This is a genomic window from Psychromonas sp. MB-3u-54 (genome assembly GCF_002836415.1).
Classification (GTDB): domain Bacteria; phylum Pseudomonadota; class Gammaproteobacteria; order Enterobacterales; family Psychromonadaceae; genus Psychromonas.
Genome location: NZ_PJBP01000118.1, coordinates 1 through 21534 on the forward strand (window position 1 = coordinate 1; position 21534 = coordinate 21534).

Sequence of the window (21534 nt, forward strand, 5' to 3'; positions counted from 1 at the left end):
TGCGATGAAACTTAATGTGGGTGAACAGAATTTACCATTAACCTACAGCTTATTAAGCACTCAGAAACCTGGCCTGGTATTAAGTGTTCTGAAAAAGGCGGAAGATGAAGATGGATTAATCATGGGTGTTTAGAATCCCTCTTAAACAGCAACTGCAGCGGGCTCCGTTGAGTTTACAACCCCGGTTACTGAGTGGGTTGAAACCTTAATGGATGAAACGCTAAAAGCGGATGTAGCAGCACAAAAAGCACAGGATTTTGGCACATTAGCCCAGTGTCAGGCTAAAACATTCCGTGTTAAATTCTAAGTAATACTCAAATTACAACTAAACCCCCTTTGTTGATAAGGGGCTAACAGGTGAAATGATGAAAATTGTTATCGCACCCGATTCCTTTAAAGAATCGCTTTCAGCCATGGCTGTGGCAACTTGTATTGAAAAAGGTTTTTTGCAAATTTTCCCGAACAGTGACGTTATCAAGATTCCGCTTGCAGATGGCGGGGAAGGGACTGTTGATGTTCTCGTTGATGCGCTAAACGGGGAAAGACAGCATCAGGATGTACAGGGGCCTATTTCAGGTAATGTTAATGCGGTCTGGGCTTTGCTTCATGAAGGTCAGTCTAAAACGGCATTAATTGAAATAGCGGCGGCTTCCGGTCTTGATTTAATCACGCCGGAGCAACGTAATCCGCTGATCGCGACTAGCTTTGGTACGGGACAATCAATATTGCAGGCATTAGATTTAGGCGTTGAAAAAATTATTATTGGTTTAGGCGGCAGTGCAACCAATGATGGCGGCGCGGGTATTTTACAAGCCCTTGGCGGTCAATTATTGGATGCACAGGGCAATCAACTGCCCGTTGGCGGCGCTGCGCTTGTTGATTTAGCGGCTATTGATCTAAGCAATGTGGATAAACGTTGTGCAAAGATTGAATTTATCGTTGCCTGTGATGTATCAAATCCTTTAACCGGGGAGAATGGTGCAAGTCACGTTTTTGGCCCGCAAAAAGGGGCAACCCTGAGGATGGTTGAATTACTTGACCGTGCCTTAAGTCATTTTGCCGATATTGCTGCGCAGACGACCAATATCAAGCAGCACAAAAGTGCCGGATTCGGCGCTGCAGGCGGCGCACCATTAGGTTTATCTTTAGCCTTTAATGTTCAAATTCAAGCCGGTATCGACATGGTACTGGATATTTTAAAGGTGGATGATGCATTACAAGGTGCGGATTTAGTGATCACCGGTGAAGGTCAGATGGATAATCAGACACTTAACGGGAAAACACCCTTTGGTATTGCCAAGCGCGCACAGGCTCGAAATATTCCTGTGATTGCTATTGCCGGATCCTTAGGCTTCGAAGTAGAAGCGTTATATGACACCATCGGCAGTATATTTGGCACAGTTCGTTCTCCTCAGGCTTTAGCACAGGTATTAAGTGAAGCTGAAGGCAACTTAACGCGAACGGCAAGAAATATTGCAGCGACGTTAATGATGGGAAATCGCCTGCCGTTAAAGTAAAGCGCTCACTGTGGCGATTAAGATGATAAGAAAAGGAAAAGCGGTTCAAGCATAAGTTTACTTAAATCCAAAAATTAAAAAAGAAATATTGAAAAACATCTCTTTTTTTGCTTTTAATTTTTTTAATAAAGCACAAAAATTCGGCATTGCAGGTTATATGAGGGCGCGTGTTTTTGTTTTAATCCCGAAACAAGATGATGTCTAATATTCTGCTTATTAGGGCTGATATTTATGAGCCTTTACATTAAATTATAGCCCTTGCAATTAATGCCGGTCCGAAATTTTTGTTGGAGTTCCACCCTTGACGGCGTTTAAATGATGAGAAACCAAAACGCAGTTTCGCAGTTCGAGGGAGTCATGCTCTTTCAACAGCAAAATGGACGGGGAATCTGTAGCCGCATTGCTTTGGTTTTTAAAAAAAGATTGAATGTCCCGTCTTTTTTTCTATACGCAATGAAATTAATGCAAACAAACGCTCCATATTTCTAGATTCTTTATTTTGGTAAGATACACTGCGCTTAATTCGTCAAGACACCCAATAATGAGGTGTTATAAAATAGGTATACTCAATGAGCTCAGCGTTAAAAGAACAAAAAAATACGATCTTACAATACTTAGATACAACACATTACATCGAGTCCAATGCACCAAAAGCAGAAGAGAAGCGAGAAGCTAAGTATAAGATTGGTAAAGCATGCAACAAAGCAAGAGAGATCCTTTGTAGTGATGAAGCTTTTCTTGATTGGGTATGGTCAAACGTTATCGCTGAATGTTCAACGGATATTGAAGATGTGACGCCTAATACGCTGATTTCTTGGCGTATGTTGCCTAAATTTGGCACATTAGAGCAATGTGAAATAGTGGGTTTCACGCATATTTCTAAGCTACTGCTGGATAAAAATGCAGCAATGAAAGCTGAAGTGTTAGCTATTATTGCGAACAATGATCCTGAAACGGCTAACAAATTAATCAAAACGGTACTTAAGCCGGCAATTGATTTCACGCCAATTGTTGCCAACAAAAAAAATCTGGCTGAGACCGTTGAAAAGGCTGATAAGTTATCCAAAGATGCACTAGTTGCTTTAGTTAAAGCAATGCATCAACAAATGACTAAGTAATAAAGAGCTAAATAATTAAATTTTAGCCCGCAATATTTCGCAGTTAACAGGGCGTTAATACGTATTGCAGAATTTTTTTCTAATTCTGTTTGCTGCGTATATCGCCCGTAAAGCGAATAAAGAAGACAATTGTTCCGGTCGATTCTATTGGCTGCCATCCATGGCGCTTACCCTTCGGGCCAGCTAAGGCTGTTCCAATATTTTCCCGAAATATTGGTGGGAGGGGCGCTATAAATCGCAGGCTTTATTAGATGAACATGGGTTAATTACCTGCATGGCTTACGTTGATTTAAACCCGATACGCGCCCAAATGGCCAATAGCATAAACGCTCTGAATACACTTCTGCCCATGAGCGCATTCACGGTAATGCCAGTCAATACATGACTGAGGCGCCCGAAAATGGGCCCATTAAACCTTTGTATGGTTTTGTGGGCGCAAGGCATTCCTTTTTCACTGATTGATTATATGAATTACTGGATTGGATGAGCGGAGTATTACGGAATGATAAGCGGAGTGCGGTATTAGGCACTCAACCTCAATTACTTGATGTATTAGGGATTGATGATCAAACCTGGTGTGAATTAGCGAGTAGTTTTGGTGAAAATTATCAGGGTGCGTTGGGATCGTTAGAAGAATTAGCCTTTTACGCTGAACATACAGGTAAATGTTGGATTGCTAAGAAAAATGTACTGCATCGATCTTTACATTAATCCCTTGATTTGAAAATATTTTAATGACAGCTTATGCATCTCTGCTCGTTGAGGGTCTTAAACACGCGTTAAATTCAGTCCATCGAACCATTTAACCTGCTTTTCAATGAAATTTTACTCCCTACCTTAATAAATACTACTTATCAGGGCTGATATTTATGAGTCTTTACGTTAAATTATAGCTATTCTAATTAATGGATGTCCGTAATTGATAATTGATATTTCCGCAATTGATATTCATAAAATGGTGGTTCAATAACATAGTCACATTGCAATGCTGGGTTCACGCATTGAACAACCGAAGGGATGAACTGCTATGAAAAGTCTTGTTTTGATTGGAGGGGGGCATGCGCACATGATAACCCTGAGTAAATTAGAGACCTTTATATCTAAAGGCTATCGAGTAACCGTCATTCAACCTGCTGACTATCACTATTATAGTGGTATGGGACCTGGGATGCTGGGTGGTACATACGAGCCTGATGATATCCGTTTTGCGACTAAAAGACTGGTTGAAAGTAAGGGTGGCAGATTTGTTAAAGCACATGCCAGCCGAATCGATCCCGAAAAACGAATTGTGTATCTGCAGGAAAGTGATGAGGAGATTAAATATGATCTTCTCTCTTGTAATGCGGGTTCTTATGTCCCTAAAAATATGGTTGAAGGGGATAGTCATAACGTTTTTACGGCGAAACCTATTGAAGAACTAAACCTAGCCAAAGAGACCATTCTTAGGAAGTTAAGGGATGGCCCTATTTCAATCGCTGTTCTTGGCGGGGGACCTGCTGCCGTTGAAATCGCCGGGAATATTCATCAATTATGTAAAGAAAAAGCATTACACCAAGCGCATATACGGCTTTTCAGTGGAACTGGGCTAATGTCCAAGGTATCCCCTAGAGTACGAAAGCTTGTCCGTAAATTGCTGGTCCGTAAAGGGATTGAAATAATAGAAAAAGGGTATGTTGAAAAAGTAGCTAATGGCAAGATTACTGTAGCAAATGATACTAGCTATACGGCTGATATTATCTTTCCGGCGCTAGGTGTTAAGCCGTCGAAAATTTTTTCTCAATCGGGCCTGGATACGGGTCCTGAGGGCGGTTTAAAAGTGAATTCATTTTTACAATCGACCAGCCACACCAATATTTTTGGTGGGGGGGATTGTATCTATTATGCGGATCACCCACTTAATAAGGTAGGTGTTTATGCAGTGCGTCAAAATGTAGTGTTATATAATAATTTAATGGCAGCGCTGGAGGGAAAGCCGTTAGAAAAATTTTCGCCCGGGGGAGATTACCTGTTGATTTATAATCTCGGAGATGGGGAGGGAGTGTTCTCCAAATCGTTCCTTACATTCTCAGGTAAAATTGCTTTTATTATTAAAGATCACATCGATAGAAAATTTATAAAACTATTCCAAGTTTTGTAATGAGTTAACAGCTTATTATTCGGTATATGATAAAAATCAAATAAGTGAAATAAGAGCCATGAAAAAAGTCAGTTTTATAAATATTGAAGACGAGGGTATAGACTTAATATTATCATTTGCAGTCTCTGATTCAGAGCTATTCTCGATAGAAAGTCTGATCCTGATGAGGACGCCAATATATGAGCCTCTATTGGATGATCATGAGCGAGGCGTTGCCGTTTCATTCAAAAATCATGAACAAAGCTCTCTTCTAAAAAGTGTGGCGCTAGGAACTGATATTGTTGAAATTACTGATCAAAAAAATAAATATATTATGGATATGAAGCGTGTAGACAAAGAGGAGTTAAATGCATTAGAAGAAATATTGAAGAAAATGAATTTTGATAATCGATTTACTATAGTCCGCATCTAATAAGTTAGCCTCTTAGGCGCACAAAGCGGCTTAACAGTAAATTGATGTCAATTAACTGCAATGCTGGAACGATTTCGGCCCAAGCGCCTTAACTTTTTATTTTCTAATATCTATTTTCTCAGCTGACAGTTGTTATCACTATAATATTAACGGATGTTAGCAAGAAGGCGGTTCCGTAACTCGCCTAAACGACAAGCGGCCAAGCGTGTGGCCAGGCTCTCAAGGGTATTGGAGACTTTGGCCAATCTGCGGTTTTGCAGGCTGGCCAGATTAATCCAGGCAGGAGGCATTCGGTCGATCCTTCCTGCCATACCGCCCGCATCGTCATTGGCCAGATAGACTATTTCACCAATCCCGGCCAGCAGTAACCGAGTGAGACACATCGGGCATGGTTCAAGAGAGACCATCATAGTTAACCCGCTGCGATCACCATATTTGGGATATTGTAATTCAAAACGGTCAATAACCAACATTTCGGCATGCCTTGCCGAGTGAAACCCCTTGAGGAATATTTCGTTACCCGCTTCAATGAGAATATTATCAGTTTTATCGACCAGGATAGCTCCCACCCCATAACAACCGTTTTCCAGAGACACACAGGCGATTTCGCAACATCTTTTTCCTAGAGATTCTTCGGGGAAATTTCTGTCTATTCGATGGGATAGCAACGCTTTTTTTAATTCTGTCAGATCGTCCATAAAGTGATTAAGCCTCTAAATTGCTGCAAATGTAAATCTACAAAGGTTTTGACGGATAATTAGACAGATTGGATATCGAGTATTATTTAAATGTAAAATGGGACAACGGTTTCTATAATTGAATACTTATCGTGTTGAAATTTTAGAATTAGCATCTCTAGCTAACGAGATTGCTGTATTGATCATTACTTCACCGGATTCAGATAAATCAACAACGACTAATATAGGCTTATAGTTCATTGCCTTCCTCCGATTGGCTCTACCATTATTAATGGGTTTAAAATAAGTTTAGCACCAATAGCAACTCTTTCGGTTTTAATGGTCAAGTAAATCTGCCCACTGTTTTATGTTTTGTAAGGGGTTATGGGTGCGTTTGCGAATTAGTTTTCTATGGCTAAAAGGGGCACAAACTGCCTGAGAGCTTTTGCACTATTTATCTGTCGATATCACCCCATTTACGCTCGCTTTATCCCAAAATCAAAGTTCCTAGCCTGCAAAGCCGATTTAAATTTTTATGTGCGACTGAACCATTTCGCTAAGGTGTTTTCGTCCCCATAATGGGTTTCAAACCTACAAATTTGTAACCAACTAAAAGGCAAGACGCGACTCCAATAGCATTGAGATTTCAGAGAATATCGATGCTTAGATAATGGGTCAGACTCCTAACCGGTCTCTGGCAACCATGCCACCACAGCGGTCATTTAAGCTATTCATGCAAAAATCTCATAGATCAATGAAATAAAATCAATTTTATTTATGTAACGTTCCAAGTATAAAACACTCTCAGCTCTTAACTTTAGACAGTATTACAGTTGATTCTTGACTAGGCGATGAGGCACAAATAAAAAACACTGTGATGATTACAGACTGAAAAATCAGAAAATTAAATTAATAAAACCATAAAGAGCAAAGAATTTCAGGTTTTATTACAGCAAATTGGATACCAGATGATCATGAATAAAGATTTTACATTTACTATTAAGAACACTCGTTTCGATAAAAACTATCATCCTACAGACGGTACACGTCTTACGACCAACTTTGCTAATTTAGCCAGAGGAGAGAGCCGTCAACAGAACTTGAGCAACGCGTTAAAAATGATCGACAATAGCTTTAATGCCTTAGCGTATTGGGATAACCCAAAAGGCGAACGTTATTCTGTCGAGCTTGAAATCATTTCTGTTGATCTGGATATTGAAGGCAGTGGCGACACCTTTCCATCCATTGAAGTATTGAAAACAAATATTGTTGATCATCAAACCAACGAGCGCATTGAAGGCATTGTCGGGAATAACTTCTCTTCTTATGTACGAGATTATGATTTTAATGTGTTGTTGCCTGATCATAATAAAGGTCAAAGCAACTTCAGCCTTCCAGATGATTTTGGGGATCTACATGGAAAAATGTTTAAACATTTCGTGAACTCAGATACTTATAAACAACACTTTAATAAGTCACCGGTTATCTGCCTGAGTGTTTCGGGTAACAAGACCTATCAGAGAACGGGAAATCAACATCCTTTATTAGGTTTTGAATATCAACCTAATGAATCCTCTTTGACTGAGCAATATTTTAAAAAAATGGGCTTACAGGTTCGTTATTTTATGCCGCTTAATAGTGTTGCGCCTTTGGCTTTCTTTTTCTTTGGCGATTTACTTAATGATTACAGTAATCTTGAGCTGATCAGCACCATCAGCACGATGGAAACGTTTCAAAAGATTTACCGGCCTGAAATTTATAATGCGAATGCAGTTGCAGGAAATACCTATCAACCAAATTTGAACAACCAAGATCATTCATTAACTCAAATTGTTTATGACCGAGAAGAGCGCAGTAAGTTGTCTATTGAGCAGGGCAAATTTACTGAGGAGCACTTTATCAAACCGTATCAAACAGTGCTTGAGCAGTGGTCTGCTAATAACACGCTTTAATTCATCCAAAGGTACAAGAGCATTTATTATGAAAACACTTATTCAGAAAAAACTATTACCTACATCAACAGCAGGCAGTTTGCCTAAGCCTTCTTGGCTTGCACAACCAGAAGCGCTATGGTCACCTTGGAAATTGCAGGGTGAAGAATTAATTGACGGCAAACACGACGCGTTACGTCTGTCATTGCATGAACAACAACAAGCCGGAATTGATATTGTGAGTGATGGCGAGCAAACGCGCCAACATTTTGTGACTACCTTTATTGAGCACTTAACCGGCGTTGACTTTGAAAATCGTAAAACCGTTAAAATTCGTGATCGTTATGATGCGAGTGTACCGACGGTGGTTGGCGCTCTTTCTCGCCCTAAGTCCATTTTTGTTGAAGATGCTAAGCTTTTACGTCAGCAAACCGATAAACCAATTAAATGGGCTCTGCCAGGTCCCATGACAATGGTAGATACACTTTATGATGATCATTATAAAAGTCGCGAAAAGCTCGCTTGGGAATTTGCCAAAATCCTTAATCAAGAAGCCAAAGAGTTAGAAGCTGCGGGTGTTGATATTATTCAATTTGATGAGCCTGCATTTAATGTGTTTTTTGATGAGGTTAATGATTGGGGGATTGCTTGTTTAGAGAGAGCAATTGAAGGGCTTAATTGTGAAACGGCTGTACATATTTGCTATGGCTATGGCATCAAAGCCAATACAGATTGGAAAAAGACCTTGGGATCTGAATGGCGACAATATGAACAAGCTTTTCCCAAACTGCAAAAATCTAATATCGATATTATCTCGCTAGAATGTCATAACTCTAGTGTTCCCATTGAGCTACTCGAACTTATTCGAGGTAAAAAAGTGATGGTAGGTGCCATTGATGTTGCAACCAATAACATTGAAACACCAGAGGAAGTCGCCAATACCCTACGAAAAGCACTCAAATACGTAGATGCCGACAAGCTCTATCCTTGTACCAACTGTGGCATGGCCCCTTTATCTCGTGATGTAGCGAGAGGGAAACTACATGCTTTAAGTGCAGGTGCCGAAATAATCCGAAAAGAACTCTCGGCCTAGTACCAATACAATATGTATAACAGGGCTACTTTTTTGTGTTTGATGCATTGTCAAACTGGTAGCTCTTTACTAAAGGTTGAAAATAGTGAAGAGCATACCCTTTATTGTTTAACAAAAATTAACAGAGACAAAGCTTATAGGAAAAGTTGCGCCAACATGCGCAGGCCAGTCAATAGTAATACGAGGGCAAATATCTTCTTCAATTTTAGCGCATCTAATTTAGCGGCTAGTGATGCCCCTACCGGTGCGAATAATACCGTTAGTGGCACAATACAAGTGAAACCAATTAGATTGACCAAACCAAATGTACCAACGGGTGCATCGGTTGGTGTGCTGCCAAAGACCAACATAGTTAGCGCACCCGGCAGTGAAATGATTAACCCTATTGCCGCAGCCGTGCCAACGGCCTTGTGAGCGGGATAGTTATATAGGGTAAGTAATGGAACCGAAATAGTACCCCCGCCAATCCCCACCATAGAACTGAAAAAGCCAATAGATGTCCCCATCACCGTTTGTCCTACTTTATTAGGCAGTTGTTGATACAGAGCGGATTTTCCCGTTCTGAACAGCATGTTTAGTGCCGATAAGGTCGCTATAACACCAAATAATAGAGTAAGTAGGGTGCCTTCAACGCGAGTTACTAGCCAACTACCCGCCAATACACCAACAATAATAAATGCAGCCCAACGTTTGAGAAGGTCAAAATCCACATTACCTTTTTGGTTGTGCGAACGAATTGAACTAATAGACGTTGGTACTATGGTGGCAAGTGAGGTGGCTGTTGCCACTAGCATCGCTGATTCTGGTGATACACCAAAGCTCTGGAACAAAAAAAATAGTACCGGCACGATGACGATACCGCCGCCTACGCCTAATAAGCCTGCTAGAATGCCTGCAAATACTCCTGTGGTGACCAATGCTAAAAAGGTAGAGATATTATTTGTTATAAATTCAATGATATTCATTAACTACTACTTATATTTTAATTACTGACAAAGACCTTACCGTTAACACTTGGAATCGTTGCCGCCCCTGTTGTTAGACCAAAGAATTAATGAAGTGATCAATGATAGCGAAGGTAAAATCAGCACTTAAGTTGCATTTGAGAGTTGTTCTTCTTCACAAAATCCTATGGAACGATTTTGAACCGCTTTAGCTGACCACAAAGTGGTGAAAAACAGGATGTTTTGAATAAAACTCACAACGCAGTTAGGGATGATTTAAACCAGCAAGGGTGATCACCTTTTTAGTTCTTTTGGTATTAGGTCTTTAAGTAAAACAACAGCTTCAGCATCTCTCATCCGTTCGCTTCTGGTAAAACGCATGATAACGTATTGTCTTGATTATTTATTCCTATTTAGTTAATTGTAAATAAACTTGTTAGATGAAAGAAATGATATAATTTCATCAATCAATGAACATTACTCATCATTTAAATTAAAGATAGGAGTTAACAGGTGTTAGATCGGAGCCATTTAGAAATACTAACCGCAATAAAAGAACATGGAACCTTAACTAAAGCTGCTGATTCGTTACATTTATCCCAATCGGCGTTAAGTCACAGCATCAAGAAATTAGAAGGCCAAGTTGCTACTAAGATATGGAAAAAAGAGGGTCGAAATCTGCGTCTTACCGCTGCAGGTGAGCATATTCAAAAGCTTGCTAGCAGAATACTGCCTCAATTTTTACATACGGAATTATTATTAAATCAGATTACCAAAGGTGAAATGGGGTCGCTAAGAATAGGAATGGAGTGCCATCCTTGTTATCAATGGTTGCTCAGAGTCATACAGCCTTATCTTAAGCAGTGGCCGGACATCGATATGGATGTCAAACAGGAATTTCAGTTTGGCGCTTTAGGTGCATTACTTAGTTACGAAATAGATGTACTTATTACACCCGATCCGCTCTTTAAACCTAAAATAGACTACATACCTGTTTTTGACTATGAACATAGACTCGTTATTTCCGCGTCTCACAAACTGGCAACGCAAGATTTTGTATTACCCGAGCAACTAAGCGAAGAAGTGCTGTTTAGTTATCCTGTTGAGCCGATGAGGCTCGATATTTTTAGCCAATTTCTTAATCCAGCAAAATGTTCGGTAAAAAAACACAAACTTATTGAAACAACTGAGATCATGTTACAGATGGTAGCCGCTGGTCGAGGTGTTTGTGCCTTGCCTGGCTGGCTAGTAGATGAGTACTCAAAATCAATGCCAATCAAAAGCATCCGTTTGGGAGAACAAGGTATTAGTAAACAAATATTTGTAGGTATTCGCAAGGACGAACAGCAAGTTGGCTATTTAAAAGATTTCATTGCTCAAGCTAAAAAAACAAAATAATTACATCAATACACTGTTGGGGCGTTAGCGAGTTAGTTTTCTGAGTCGCAAAGGGGAACATTGCGTCTTAGAAAAATTTATGCTGTTTGTCTGTAAAATTACTCAATTTCAACTTAATGATGGCAAAAGACAAGACGCGCCCCGATTGCTCAATTAATTTAGCAGGTTCGATATTGAATAGAGCAAGTTAGATGCTGCCGACGCTGCCACTAATAGACTCGTAATTATAAACAAAGCTGAGTTTGATGCTATCAATCAGAAATTTCTATCCCGTTCCTCCTACAATTTAACTTCACTACGTAGGTCTGACCCTTTGCGGCGAGGAGCTTTCTCCTCAAAACGGACCATTTCTCGACGGTCGACCTTCTTCCTACGTTGCTCCATACGGCGTTCGAGTCCGCTATATTGTGATTCATCACCTTCAGAATGTTGATTTTCAGTGATCATTTTCTCTTCGTCATCTGACATTAATTCAAGATGCATAACCGACCTCATCTGTATGTTTTATACACTACTTCGATTTTAGTCAGCGTCTACATTTTAGGCAAGAAAGTAACAATTAAATAGCAATTTGTAGTTTGTTATCGATAAATTGAATTAACACCTTTTTTTAAAGTATTTTTTCGTTTGATGTTATTGCTTGTCATTCTGTGCCGCTTGCTGATTTTGGATCACAAATTGGATTATACTTTAACTTACGTTGCACCACGGTGGACGATGGCATTATCTGATTCAAAACATCGCAGTATCAAGGCTGCTTATATTGAAGCCTCAAAATATCTGACCGTGGTGATGGTTTAACTGTCCGTCTCACTAAAAATGCAGTGGCTATTTTTGATTTTCAATGGATTAGCAGCATTAAACCTATGTTGCTGATTATTTCAGAGGTTAGACTAGCTGAAGCGCGAGAGCAAGTGATTAAGCACAGACGTAAGCTGTTTGATGGGAATCATTATCAAAAATAACCCGATAAAGTATTTCTCTATTTAACAGATATTTCTGATCTGCTATTTTATCGCTTCTAATTGATGACTCAATCATTTTCTGCTTTATATCAATATGAGTAAATCTCGCAATTTGTACTCAGCAGATCCGTTTCAATATCGTCTTATCCGCGTTGTTATTTCATTGACAACTTAAGCCAACAATCGCGATGATGATTGCGGGTTAGCTACAAAAGTGGTTATTGGTAGCCGATGACGAAGCTCAATGGATATAGTATGAATATGAATCAATTAGTAACTTAAATCGACTAGACTGAACAAAGCATTGATTTTTATTCAATTAATTATTATTGTTGTTCAGAAATACCAACTAATAAGCTAATGGAGTTTTGCTGAAATGTATTATTTTTGGGTACCATTTTTACCCATGTTAGGGATTATTGTTCCCTTATTAACCAATAAACTCAGTCGCAGCGCTTGTGCGCTGGCTACCGCGATGCTCCCGGCTTTAGCCCTTTGCTTCATTTTGCTCGACTTGCCTGCGGTATTTGCCGGACAGTCTTTTAGCCAGAGCATTGAGTGGATCCCGCAGTTAGGTTTGGCGCTATCGTTTCGCTTAGATGGCTTGTCTGCATTATTCAGCTTACTCATTTTGGGCATTGGTTTGCTGGTGATTTTATATGCTCGCTACTACTTGTCTGAAAAAGACAATATGGGGATTTTTTACTGCTACTTAATCATGTTTATGACGGCAATGCTCGGCATTGTTATGTCAAACAACATGCTACAACTATGGTTTTACTGGGAATTAACCAGTATTAGCTCATTTTTGTTGATTGGTTTTTGGTCACACAATAGCGATGCGCGTAAAGGCGCAAGAATGGCGCTTACCATTACTGGTGCCGGTGGTTTAGCTTTATTGGCCGGGATAATATTGTTAGGCCAAGTCGTAGGTAGTTACGACTTAGATGTCGTGTTAAATAGCGGTGAGTTAGTAAAACAACACCCTTATTACTTAGCAATTTTAAGTCTATTTTTAATTGGTGCATTTACCAAATCAGCACAATTTCCGTTCCACTTTTGGCTACCCCACGCAATGGCTGCACCTACGCCCGTCAGTGCCTATTTGCACTCGGCGACCATGGTAAAGGCGGGTATTTTCTTACTGGCTCGTTTTTACCCGGTATTAGCGGGTACAGAAGTGTGGTTTGTGGTGGTCTCTCTAACCGGTTTATTCACTATGTTATTAGGTGCTTATACCGCATTATTTAAACATGATTTAAAAGGTCTGTTAGCCTATTCGACCATTAGTCACCTTGGTTTGATTGTATTGTTACTCGGTTTAAATACCGAATTGGCTGCTATTGCCGCGATATTTCACATCATGAATCATGCCATTTTTAAAGCGTCATTATTTATGGCTGCCGGAATTATTGACCATGAATCAGGCTCGCGAGATATGCGTCAACTCAATGGTTTATGGAAATACATGCCTATCACTGCCACGTTAGCGATGGTGGCATCGGCATCGATGGCCGGCGTGCCTCTGCTCAATGGCTTTTTATCTAAAGAAATGTTCTTTGCAGAAACGTTAGATCAAAGCATTTTAGGCGCCATGTCCTGGTTAATTCCAGTATTATCTACGATTGCTGCTGCCTTTGCCGTCGCTTACTCACTGCGTTTTATTCATGATGTATTCTTTAACGGTGAACCAAAGGGGTTAACCAAAACGCCACACGAGCCACCACGGTATATGCGCGTTCCCGTTGAAGTATTAGTAGCGATTTGTTTGTTGGTAGGCATCTTCCCTAATTATACCATTGGCCCGTTGCTACAAAGTGCGTCATTAACGGTGCTCAATCATCCTCTACCTGAGTATAATCTGGCCCTTTGGCATGGATTTAACATTCCATTAATGATGAGTGCTTTGGCGATTGTTGGTGGTTTAGGCATTTATCTGAACCGTAAACATTTATTCAAATTTTCAGGGATGTTCCCGGCTATTGATGCGAAAATTGAATTTGAAGGTGTTATTCAGGCCAGCGTGAAGTGGGCGCAAAAAATAACGGGAAAATTGGAAAATGGCTCTTTACAACGTTATGCTTTTTGCCTGTGTTTCTTCGCCTTATTGCTGATAGCACCTCCCTTGTTAGAGTTAGATACTACTAAAGGAATCCTATCAGGCACCCCAATGAATGGCGCAGTGATTGTCGCTGCTATTTTATTAATTGCAGGTTCGCTTGCAACCGTAATTTGGAGCCATTACCGTCTGATTGCTTTATTAATGTTGTCGTTAGTCGGTTTAGTTGTATCGATAACCTTTGCTTACTTCTCGGCACCCGATTTGGCCCTTACCCAGCTCTCGGTAGAAATTGTAACGGTGATTTTGTTATTGCTAGCGCTATATTTCTTCCCTCAACATACCCCCACCAGTAAAAGTCGGCCTAGTCACTTTGTTCGCGACTTAGCGATAGCCTCTTTAATAGGCGGTATTATCGGTAGTATTTGTTTTGCCTTAATGACCAATCCTTTGGAGAGTATTTCTGAGTTCTTCTTAGCAAATGCTAAAACAGGCGGTGGCGGTACTAACGTGGTTAACGTTATTTTGGTCGATTTCCGTGGCTTTGATACCTTTGGTGAAATTACGGTACTTGGCATTGCAGCATTAGGTATTTACAAGCTAATTGCTGGCATGCGGTTATCAATGCGCACGAAAGATCACGATGGCCGCCTATGGGCTAAAGATAAATATCCAGTATTACTATCGGTCGTATCGCAAAGCTTGTTGCCGCTTTTTTTGCTTATTTCTGCTTACATATTTATACGCGGGCATAACTTACCAGGAGGTGGTTTTATTGCCGGTTTGATTACATCAATTGCCTTAATTCAACAATACCTTGCACACGGTGTTGATTGGATGACTAAACGTGTGAGTGTTAGTTACCGCTATATGATCGCCATTGGATTAGTGACCGCCGGATTAACCGGCTTAGGCAGCTGGATTTTTGGCCGACCTTTTTTAACCTCCTGGTTTGAATATGTGTCACTACCATGGATAGGTAAATTTGAACTCACCAGTGCATTGGTATTTGACCTCGGTGTTTACTTCACCGTTATCGGTGCAACCCTGCTTATATTAGCCAGCTTAGGCCAGCTAACCACTAAAGAACGAATCACAGAAGGAGAAAGGTAATGGAACTAGTCTACGCCGTGTGTGTCGGCTTCATGAGTGCCTGTGGCATCTTTTTAATGTTACGTGGCCACACATTTACCTTGGTGATTGGCCTTACTTTATTGTCTTACGCTGTTAACCTGTTTCTATTTGCCAGTGGTGGATTAACCATAGGTGCACCAGCGGTACTTAACGGCAGTGAAAATTATGCTGATCCATTACCGCAAGCCTTGGTGCTTACTGCTATTGTTATTGGCTTTGCGATGACTGCCTTTGCAGTGATTTTGGCAATGCGTGGACGCTCGGACTTGGGTAATGACCACGTAGATGGTACAGAGCCTTTTGACCGCTTAGCTGCGGAGGAAAAATCCTAATGAGTTTGTTTGACCATTTAGTTATTTTTCCGGTTTTAATACCCTTTTTCGTCGCTGTTGCTCTGCTTTTTCCAAGCTTAAATAACTCGTTAGCCAAACAACGGATATTGACCATTGCGGCCAATATTTTAATGGTCGTCGTTGCGTTTGTGTTGCTATTAAAAGTTAAAGACCAGGGGATTCAAGTCTATGCGCTTGGTGATTGGTCCGCGCCTTTTGGCATTGTATTAATGGCCGATGCCTTCTCGGTGTTAATGGTCTGCTTAAGTGCCATTTTAGGCTTAGCGGTAACTATGTATGCCAGTGCCGGGGAAGATAAAAATGGCGCCTTTTTTCACCCACTCATTATGTTCCAATTGATGGGAATCAACGGTGCCTTTTTAACTGGCGATGCGTTTAACCTATTTGTGTTTTTCGAAATATTGCTGATTGCCTCATACTCATTAATGATGCACGGAGGTGGCAAACAGCGAATACAGGCAAGCATCCATTATGTATTTCTTAACTTAATTGGCTCGTCGCTGTTTTTGTTTGCGTTAGGTACCTTATACGGGACCTTAGGCACACTTAACTTTGCCGACATGGCTGATAGAATCCCGCTACTATCGCGCAATGAGTTACTGATCACCAAATCAGGGGCATTATTGCTATTGGCTGTTTTTGGTTTGAAAGCAGCAATGCTTCCCCTGCATTTCTGGCTACCAAAAGCTTACGCGAGCACTAGTGCTCCAGTGGCCGCGCTATTCGCAATTATGACCAAGGTAGGTATTTATAGTATTTGGCGGGTGCATGGCGTTATGTTTGGCGACCAAGCCGGTGAGCTGGCGAATATCGCCTTACCGTGGTTATGGCCTATTGCTTTATTAACCATTGCTATTGGCGCTATTTCGGTATTGGCTAGCCAAAGTTTGCGGGTGCTTTGTAGTAACTTAGTTATTGTATCAGTAGGCACTGTGCTGGTGACCATTAGCTTGAATACGGTACAGGCGAGTACAGCTGGTATTTATTACTTACTGCATAGTACAGTCGCTTGTGCCGCTATGTTCTTGCTAGCGGGATTAATTCAGCAGCAACGCGGTAAAGCGGAAGATCGATTTGTAACCGCCAGATCAATGCCACAGGCAGGCATTTTGGGCTTTATCTTTGCCTTGTTGGCGATAGGTTTAATTGGTATGCCACCACTGTCAGGCTTTGTAGGTAAAGCCTTAATTTTACAATCAGTGACCAAAGCAAGCCAAGCAATTTGGATTTGGCCACTAATATTAGGCGCAGGGCTGATTGCTTTAATCGCCTTATCTCGGGCTGGCACCTCATTGTTTTGGAGAACCACTGGCGAAAATACCAGCGCGCTAAAAGGTCATCCTATTCAGTATTTAGCCATTGGCTTATTGGTGGCAATACTACCTTTGATGGTGATTTTTGGAGGAGCAGTCAGCAATTATGCGCAATTGGCAGCAGAGCAACTTAATGCAGGTTTAAGCTTGCAACAACTTAATGAGGTAGCTAAATAATGGATAAAGTGCGTAAGTTTATTTGGTTCCCCACTCCTTACTACAGCATATTGCTATGGTTAGTGTGGCAAATTTTGCATGATTTTAGTCGTGGTCATATGGTGTTAGGGGCGGTGTTTGCCATTGTTATCCCTTGGATTGTCGCACCGCTCAGTGAGAAAGAACCGGTAGCAAAAAAGCCTCTCAAAGTATTGACGTATATCTTTCGTTTACTCTTTGACATTGTAGTATCTAATTACGACGTAGCGAAACGCGTACTGCAAAGCAACCGTAGTTTAAAGCCGGCTTTTATTGCGGTGCCTTTAGCCATTAATGAGCCTTTACCACTCACCATCTTTACTAGCAGCGTCTCATTAACACCTGGCACTGTGAGCGTAGAATTGTCGGATGACAGGCAATGGCTGTATGTACACGTGCTGCACCTTGAGGACGAGCAACAGTTAATTAACCTTATCAAAGATCGTTATGAAGCGCCTTTAAAGGAGATTTTCGAATGTTAAGTTACGCTATACTGATTTCTTGCGCCTTAATTGGTTGTGCTTTAGCTTTAAATGCTTGGCGCTTGATCATTGGCCCCACTACCCCTGACAGAATTATCGCCGTTGATACCATGTACATTAACAGTATTGCACTGATCATCTTGTTAGGGCTTTACCAAGGCTCGCCCAGTTACTACGAAGGTGCATTATTGATTGCACTGCTTGGCTTTGTAAGTACTTCGGCCTTTTGTAAGTACTTATTGCGCGGCGATATTATCGAATAAGGAAGAGTGATGAGTGTATTTTTAGAAATAGTGGTGAGTGTTTTATTGGTGTTGGGTAGCATTGTTACGCTAATTGGTTCTATTGGCTTAGCAAAATTCCCTGATTACTTTACTCGCTTGCACGCGCCAACTAAAGCCAGCACCGTAGGGGTCGGCTGTATCCTGATCGCTTCGATGATATTTTTCAGCGTTGAACTTGGCCATGTGAACTTGAAAGAAGCATTGATAAGCATATTTTTGTTGATCACCGCGCCCGTAGCCGCACATATGCTAGCTAAAGCAGGCTTACACTATAAAGTAAATATGAAGGATAACACCCAAAATCAACATTTGGCTAAAAAGGCTTACTTACACCAACGTCCTGATGATGAGTAGACGTTAGTATTGAGAACTTCTTGCAGCAGATAATCCAAACAAGCATTCCACAATGGGCCTCTCTGTCGTTTCCCGATATCCAGTTAAATATTGGCAATAGGGAAAAAACGATTGAACGGATGAAACAAGGCATTGATGATTTTTATTTATTTATACCAATTCTACTAATTAAGTGATCTGTTTAGGCGCCGGAAAAATGCATGAAAGCAAGGCATTGATTGCAGTAACTAGTTGTTCTAATTATAAAATCAATAACAAAGACTAAAACGTAGTTTTATGTCTAGCTAGCATGTATTTTAACCAGCATAAATGAACAGAAAATTAATGGATTTGGTATTAGTCATCCACCTCAGGATATTGATGCCCAAAGCTTGGCGTTTCTAGATAATCCATTGGTGGCGATTGCCCATCAAGACCATCCTCTCGTAAAAAAAGAGTCAATTAGTTTGGCTGATCTATGTGAGGTGCCATTTTTGATGCGGGGAAAAGGCTCTGGTACGCGTTATGCTCTCTGGTAGGCGTTGTGCTATTGAGACTTTCTCTAAACAGCATAAATTGTAAGCGAATATAAAAATGACCATTGAAAGTAACGCAGCGATTAATCATGCGGTCATGTCTAAATTAGGGATCTCAATTATATCTGCTCACACCCTTACTTATGGGGGACAAAGTGGTTTAGTGCGCTTACTTGTAAAAGAGTTGCCGATAGATTCCCATTGGTTTTTTATGTGCTCATCATCAAAACGCACCACTTTAATGGCTTCTGCATTTTTAAAGCATATTGAGTCGCACGGTAGGGCATTGAAGTAGCTTTGTTGTTCGTATCGATGTTTACATTAATCCCTTGATTTAAAATACTTTGATTTTCATCTAAATTTTTGTGAATTTTATATTTATTGAGCGAGGGTATGATTTTTTTAATGTAATGATTTAAAAGAATATAAGGTATGGGTGTCCAGCCTTTTCTTAATCCGTAAAGGAGTTGGAATGGTAAAATAAAACATTTTTAATTCAATGAATTGCCGAGGATACCCACTGCGATTATGGTAACACACGGCCAGAAAAAACTTCACCAACAACGAGTTCAAATACCTCGTTCCCCGATTTAAATATTTACTCTCAATCGCAGAGATAAACGCCCGGGCTTGTCCAACAATAGGATTAAGTCGTGGTTCGCGTTGCTCACACGACTTATCCTTATTAGTTATGTGCTTATTACTAGCAACGATGTATTTCTTGAACCTGACGTTCGTTTTTTGGGGTCATAAAAAGTATCAATAATTTGAAAAGAGGCTTTTCGCATCATTCCTGCAGATGCTAAATTTTCTTCGTGGCGTTCGATGTATACCTTTTCACATTGTTCTTTTTGAGCCAATTCGATTGCCTTTTGTAGTAACGTGCTGCCAATACCTTTACCACTATAATTAATGTTAACTACCACATCATTAATATATGCCATGGTTGATAAATGGGAGTGTTGACTCAGTTTTGAAGGGCATGCCTCTTTAAAGATTAAAATCGCGAACCCTGTAATTTCATTTTTTTCAGCTAAAACAGCAATTGCCTTTCCATCGCGTATTAGCTGAAATTGTAGTTCAATGCTTTCATCTGTAATGTAATTCCATTCGTTTGGACCATCTCTGAAGAGAATTTTTCTCATTTGTTCAAAATCAGCTGCATATAGCTGCCGCGAATGTACTTTCATGCTCCACCTCTATAAGGCACATAACAGCTTTATAAGCATCACTATGCACAAAAAGCCGCACTACCTATCTCAGAATAAATAATCCTAACACTATCTATTTAACCTCAGTAAATCAATGTTTTAACTAATAATTTAGTCAATTTCACTTTGGGATAGGTGTTAACGTGCCAGTTATCCCGTTTCCAAAATAGATCCTAACCTATTAATTTATAAACTAAATTTAGCTACCCATAAATATAACCTGCAGGGTGATACCTATTACTGTTAAATATCTAAAATGGCATCATGCGACTGTTTGTAAAGGCTCTTTTTTACTTCGGTATTGGTCTTTTTACTTGATTTAAAATACTTTGATTTTCATCTAAATTTTTGTGATTGTATATTTATTAAATGAGGGGGTGATTTTTTTAATGTAATGATTTAAATGAACATAAGGTGTGGGTGTCCAGCCTTTTTTTCCCCAGCCTTTTTTGATGAGGCAGTGAATAAAAAAGACGCTTGCAGATGTCTGCAAGCGCTGGTATCAAAAAAGAATTGACTGCCTAGCTTTTTGCTTGGCCTAGCATAACCATTCTTGATGCAGTTGCTGACCATCTCCTAAATAATCTAATATCCACTGCATCGCGGGGCTAATGGTTTCAGTGTTCCATGCTAAACAACAAGGACTAAGCTGAGGAGGTTGCTGTAATTGTTTTTCGACTAATTCACCAGATTGTATAAAAGGAATCGCAATATGTGACGGTACGAGACAAATACCCAATGCATCACGCAAACACTGCAGTGCACTATACCAATTAGGCACCATAATGCGGCGCTGATTATCCATCAACCAAGTCACACGTTTGGGTAAGGTACGCGAGGTATCTTCTAAACAGATAGCGGGATATTCAATCAGCTGATCAACAGATAATTTATGCTCAATATTGGCCAAAGCATGATTTTTGGAGACCACAAACTTCCAAGCTAATGACCCCATATCACGACGAGCAAAAGATCCTCCTACAGGAATAGCGGTAGTCGCACCAATTGCGATATCAACACGACCATCGGCAAGCGCATCCCACACACCATTAAAGACTTCCATTGACAGATGCAACTCTACATCAGGAAAAGCGCGGTAAAAATCGCCGACCATCTTTGAAACGCGACTTTCTCGCACCACGTTATCTAATGCAATCGATACATTTTTTGTCCAACCATTGGCGACCCTTTGCGTTTGCAAACGTATGTTATCCATCTGTTTGAGCAAGTCTCTGGCTTGTTCAACAAAGTAAATACCTGCAGTGGTAAGTTTCACTTCGCGGTGTAAGCGAACAAATAAATTGACCGATAAACGCTCCTCCATCAAACGTACGGTATAACTAATTGCGCTAGGCACTTTGTGTATTTCTTTGGCTGCACCTGAAAAGCTACCAAGACGGGCAACCACATCAATTACCTTAAGATCATTATAAGAAAACATA

The 21534-nt window shown here is 40.4% G+C and carries 22 protein-coding genes; 17 read left to right on the forward strand and 5 right to left on the reverse strand.

Annotated elements, in window-relative coordinates; all coding sequences use genetic code 11:
* Positions 1-365: 365 nt before the first annotated feature.
* The 5 genes from CXF72_RS07060 to CXF72_RS07080 all read left to right on the forward strand — a co-directional run bounded on the left by CXF72_RS07060 (position 366) and on the right by CXF72_RS07080 (position 5184).
* Complete coding sequence (locus CXF72_RS07060) at positions 366-1517, forward strand: glycerate kinase (RefSeq protein ID WP_101038081.1); 1152 nt, start codon at positions 366-368, stop codon at positions 1515-1517.
* A 569-nt stretch (positions 1518-2086) separates the two neighbouring features.
* A complete protein-coding gene (locus tag CXF72_RS07065) occupies positions 2087-2635 on the forward strand; it encodes a hypothetical protein (protein WP_101038083.1) in 549 nt (182 codons plus the stop codon).
* Between the two features lie 483 nt (positions 2636-3118).
* The gene (locus CXF72_RS07070; RefSeq protein WP_101038085.1) at positions 3119-3346 is read left to right on the forward strand and encodes a hypothetical protein; all 228 of its coding nucleotides are present in this window, start codon (positions 3119-3121) and stop codon (positions 3344-3346) included.
* A gap of 316 nt (positions 3347-3662) precedes the next feature.
* Positions 3663-4772 carry an NAD(P)/FAD-dependent oxidoreductase gene (locus tag CXF72_RS07075; RefSeq protein WP_101038087.1) on the forward strand — a complete coding sequence of 370 codons (1110 nt, stop codon included), beginning with the start codon at positions 3663-3665 and terminating at the stop codon, positions 4770-4772.
* A gap of 58 nt (positions 4773-4830) precedes the next feature.
* The gene (locus CXF72_RS07080) at positions 4831-5184 is read left to right on the forward strand and encodes a hypothetical protein (protein ID WP_101038089.1); all 354 of its coding nucleotides are present in this window, start codon (positions 4831-4833) and stop codon (positions 5182-5184) included.
* A gap of 146 nt (positions 5185-5330) precedes the next feature.
* Here the strand turns inward: CXF72_RS07080 and CXF72_RS07085 are convergent, their stop codons facing one another.
* Positions 5331-5882 (reverse strand): nucleoside deaminase, encoded by a 552-nt coding sequence (locus CXF72_RS07085; protein ID WP_101038091.1) that lies wholly within the window; start codon positions 5880-5882, stop codon positions 5331-5333.
* A gap of 953 nt (positions 5883-6835) precedes the next feature.
* Between CXF72_RS07085 and CXF72_RS07090 the strand changes: the two genes are divergently transcribed.
* Both CXF72_RS07090 and CXF72_RS07095 read left to right on the forward strand, forming a co-directional pair.
* Positions 6836-7813: a DUF1852 domain-containing protein gene (locus CXF72_RS07090; RefSeq protein WP_101038227.1), complete on the forward strand. Its 978-nt coding sequence runs from the start codon at positions 6836-6838 to the stop codon at positions 7811-7813.
* A gap of 28 nt (positions 7814-7841) precedes the next feature.
* Positions 7842-8885, forward strand: a complete 1044-nt coding sequence (locus tag CXF72_RS07095) for a methionine synthase (RefSeq protein ID WP_101038093.1) — start codon at positions 7842-7844, stop codon at positions 8883-8885.
* Positions 8886-9019: 134 nt separating this feature from the next.
* On the opposite strand, the gene CXF72_RS07100 is transcribed toward CXF72_RS07095, so the two are convergent.
* Complete coding sequence (locus CXF72_RS07100) at positions 9020-9850, reverse strand: sulfite exporter TauE/SafE family protein (RefSeq protein WP_101038095.1); 831 nt, start codon at positions 9848-9850, stop codon at positions 9020-9022.
* A 492-nt stretch (positions 9851-10342) separates the two neighbouring features.
* Between CXF72_RS07100 and CXF72_RS07105 the strand changes: the two genes are divergently transcribed.
* On the forward strand, positions 10343-11227 hold the full coding sequence (locus CXF72_RS07105) for a LysR family transcriptional regulator (protein ID WP_101038097.1): 885 nt from the start codon (positions 10343-10345) through the stop codon (positions 11225-11227).
* Between the two features lie 279 nt (positions 11228-11506).
* Here CXF72_RS07105 and CXF72_RS07110 read toward each other — a convergent pair whose 3' ends face one another.
* A complete protein-coding gene (locus tag CXF72_RS07110) occupies positions 11507-11722 on the reverse strand; it encodes a hypothetical protein (RefSeq protein ID WP_157823209.1) in 216 nt (71 codons plus the stop codon).
* A 183-nt stretch (positions 11723-11905) separates the two neighbouring features.
* Here CXF72_RS07110 and CXF72_RS20005 point away from each other — a divergent pair, with 183 nt between their 5' ends.
* The 9 genes from CXF72_RS20005 (at position 11906) to CXF72_RS20015 (ending at position 19176) form a co-directional block, all read left to right on the forward strand.
* Complete coding sequence (locus CXF72_RS20005) at positions 11906-12028, forward strand: hypothetical protein (protein WP_269801159.1); 123 nt, start codon at positions 11906-11908, stop codon at positions 12026-12028.
* A 540-nt stretch (positions 12029-12568) separates the two neighbouring features.
* A complete protein-coding gene (locus tag CXF72_RS07115; protein ID WP_101038101.1) occupies positions 12569-15364 on the forward strand; it encodes a monovalent cation/H+ antiporter subunit A in 2796 nt (931 codons plus the stop codon).
* Complete coding sequence (locus tag CXF72_RS07120; protein ID WP_101038103.1) at positions 15364-15717, forward strand: Na+/H+ antiporter subunit C; 354 nt, start codon at positions 15364-15366, stop codon at positions 15715-15717. The genes CXF72_RS07115 and CXF72_RS07120 overlap by 1 nt, the downstream gene beginning before the upstream one ends.
* On the forward strand, positions 15717-17228 hold the full coding sequence (locus tag CXF72_RS07125) for a monovalent cation/H+ antiporter subunit D (protein WP_101038105.1): 1512 nt from the start codon (positions 15717-15719) through the stop codon (positions 17226-17228). The genes CXF72_RS07120 and CXF72_RS07125 overlap by 1 nt, the downstream gene beginning before the upstream one ends.
* On the forward strand, positions 17228-17728 hold the full coding sequence (locus CXF72_RS07130) for a Na+/H+ antiporter subunit E (RefSeq protein WP_101038107.1): 501 nt from the start codon (positions 17228-17230) through the stop codon (positions 17726-17728). Before CXF72_RS07125 ends, CXF72_RS07130 begins: the two co-directional genes overlap by 1 nt.
* Positions 17722-17991, forward strand: a complete 270-nt coding sequence (locus CXF72_RS07135) for a K+/H+ antiporter subunit F (protein ID WP_101038109.1) — start codon at positions 17722-17724, stop codon at positions 17989-17991. Before CXF72_RS07130 ends, CXF72_RS07135 begins: the two co-directional genes overlap by 7 nt.
* A gap of 9 nt (positions 17992-18000) precedes the next feature.
* Positions 18001-18366, forward strand: coding sequence for a Na+/H+ antiporter subunit G (locus CXF72_RS07140; protein WP_101038111.1), 366 nt, complete (start codon positions 18001-18003; stop codon positions 18364-18366).
* 395 nt (positions 18367-18761) lie between these two features.
* On the forward strand, positions 18762-18884 hold the full coding sequence (locus CXF72_RS20010) for a LysR substrate-binding domain-containing protein (protein ID WP_269801163.1): 123 nt from the start codon (positions 18762-18764) through the stop codon (positions 18882-18884).
* Between the two features lie 55 nt (positions 18885-18939).
* Positions 18940-19176 (forward strand): LysR substrate-binding domain-containing protein, encoded by a 237-nt coding sequence (locus CXF72_RS20015; RefSeq protein ID WP_269801161.1) that lies wholly within the window; start codon positions 18940-18942, stop codon positions 19174-19176.
* Between the two features lie 394 nt (positions 19177-19570).
* Here the strand turns inward: CXF72_RS20015 and CXF72_RS07150 are convergent, their stop codons facing one another.
* The gene (locus tag CXF72_RS07150; RefSeq protein WP_101038113.1) at positions 19571-20071 is read right to left on the reverse strand and encodes a GNAT family N-acetyltransferase; all 501 of its coding nucleotides are present in this window, start codon (positions 20069-20071) and stop codon (positions 19571-19573) included.
* A gap of 559 nt (positions 20072-20630) precedes the next feature.
* Positions 20631-21533 carry a DNA-binding transcriptional activator PunR gene (gene punR / locus CXF72_RS07155; RefSeq protein ID WP_101038115.1) on the reverse strand — a complete coding sequence of 301 codons (903 nt, stop codon included), beginning with the start codon at positions 21531-21533 and terminating at the stop codon, positions 20631-20633.
* Position 21534 lies beyond the last annotated feature (1 nt).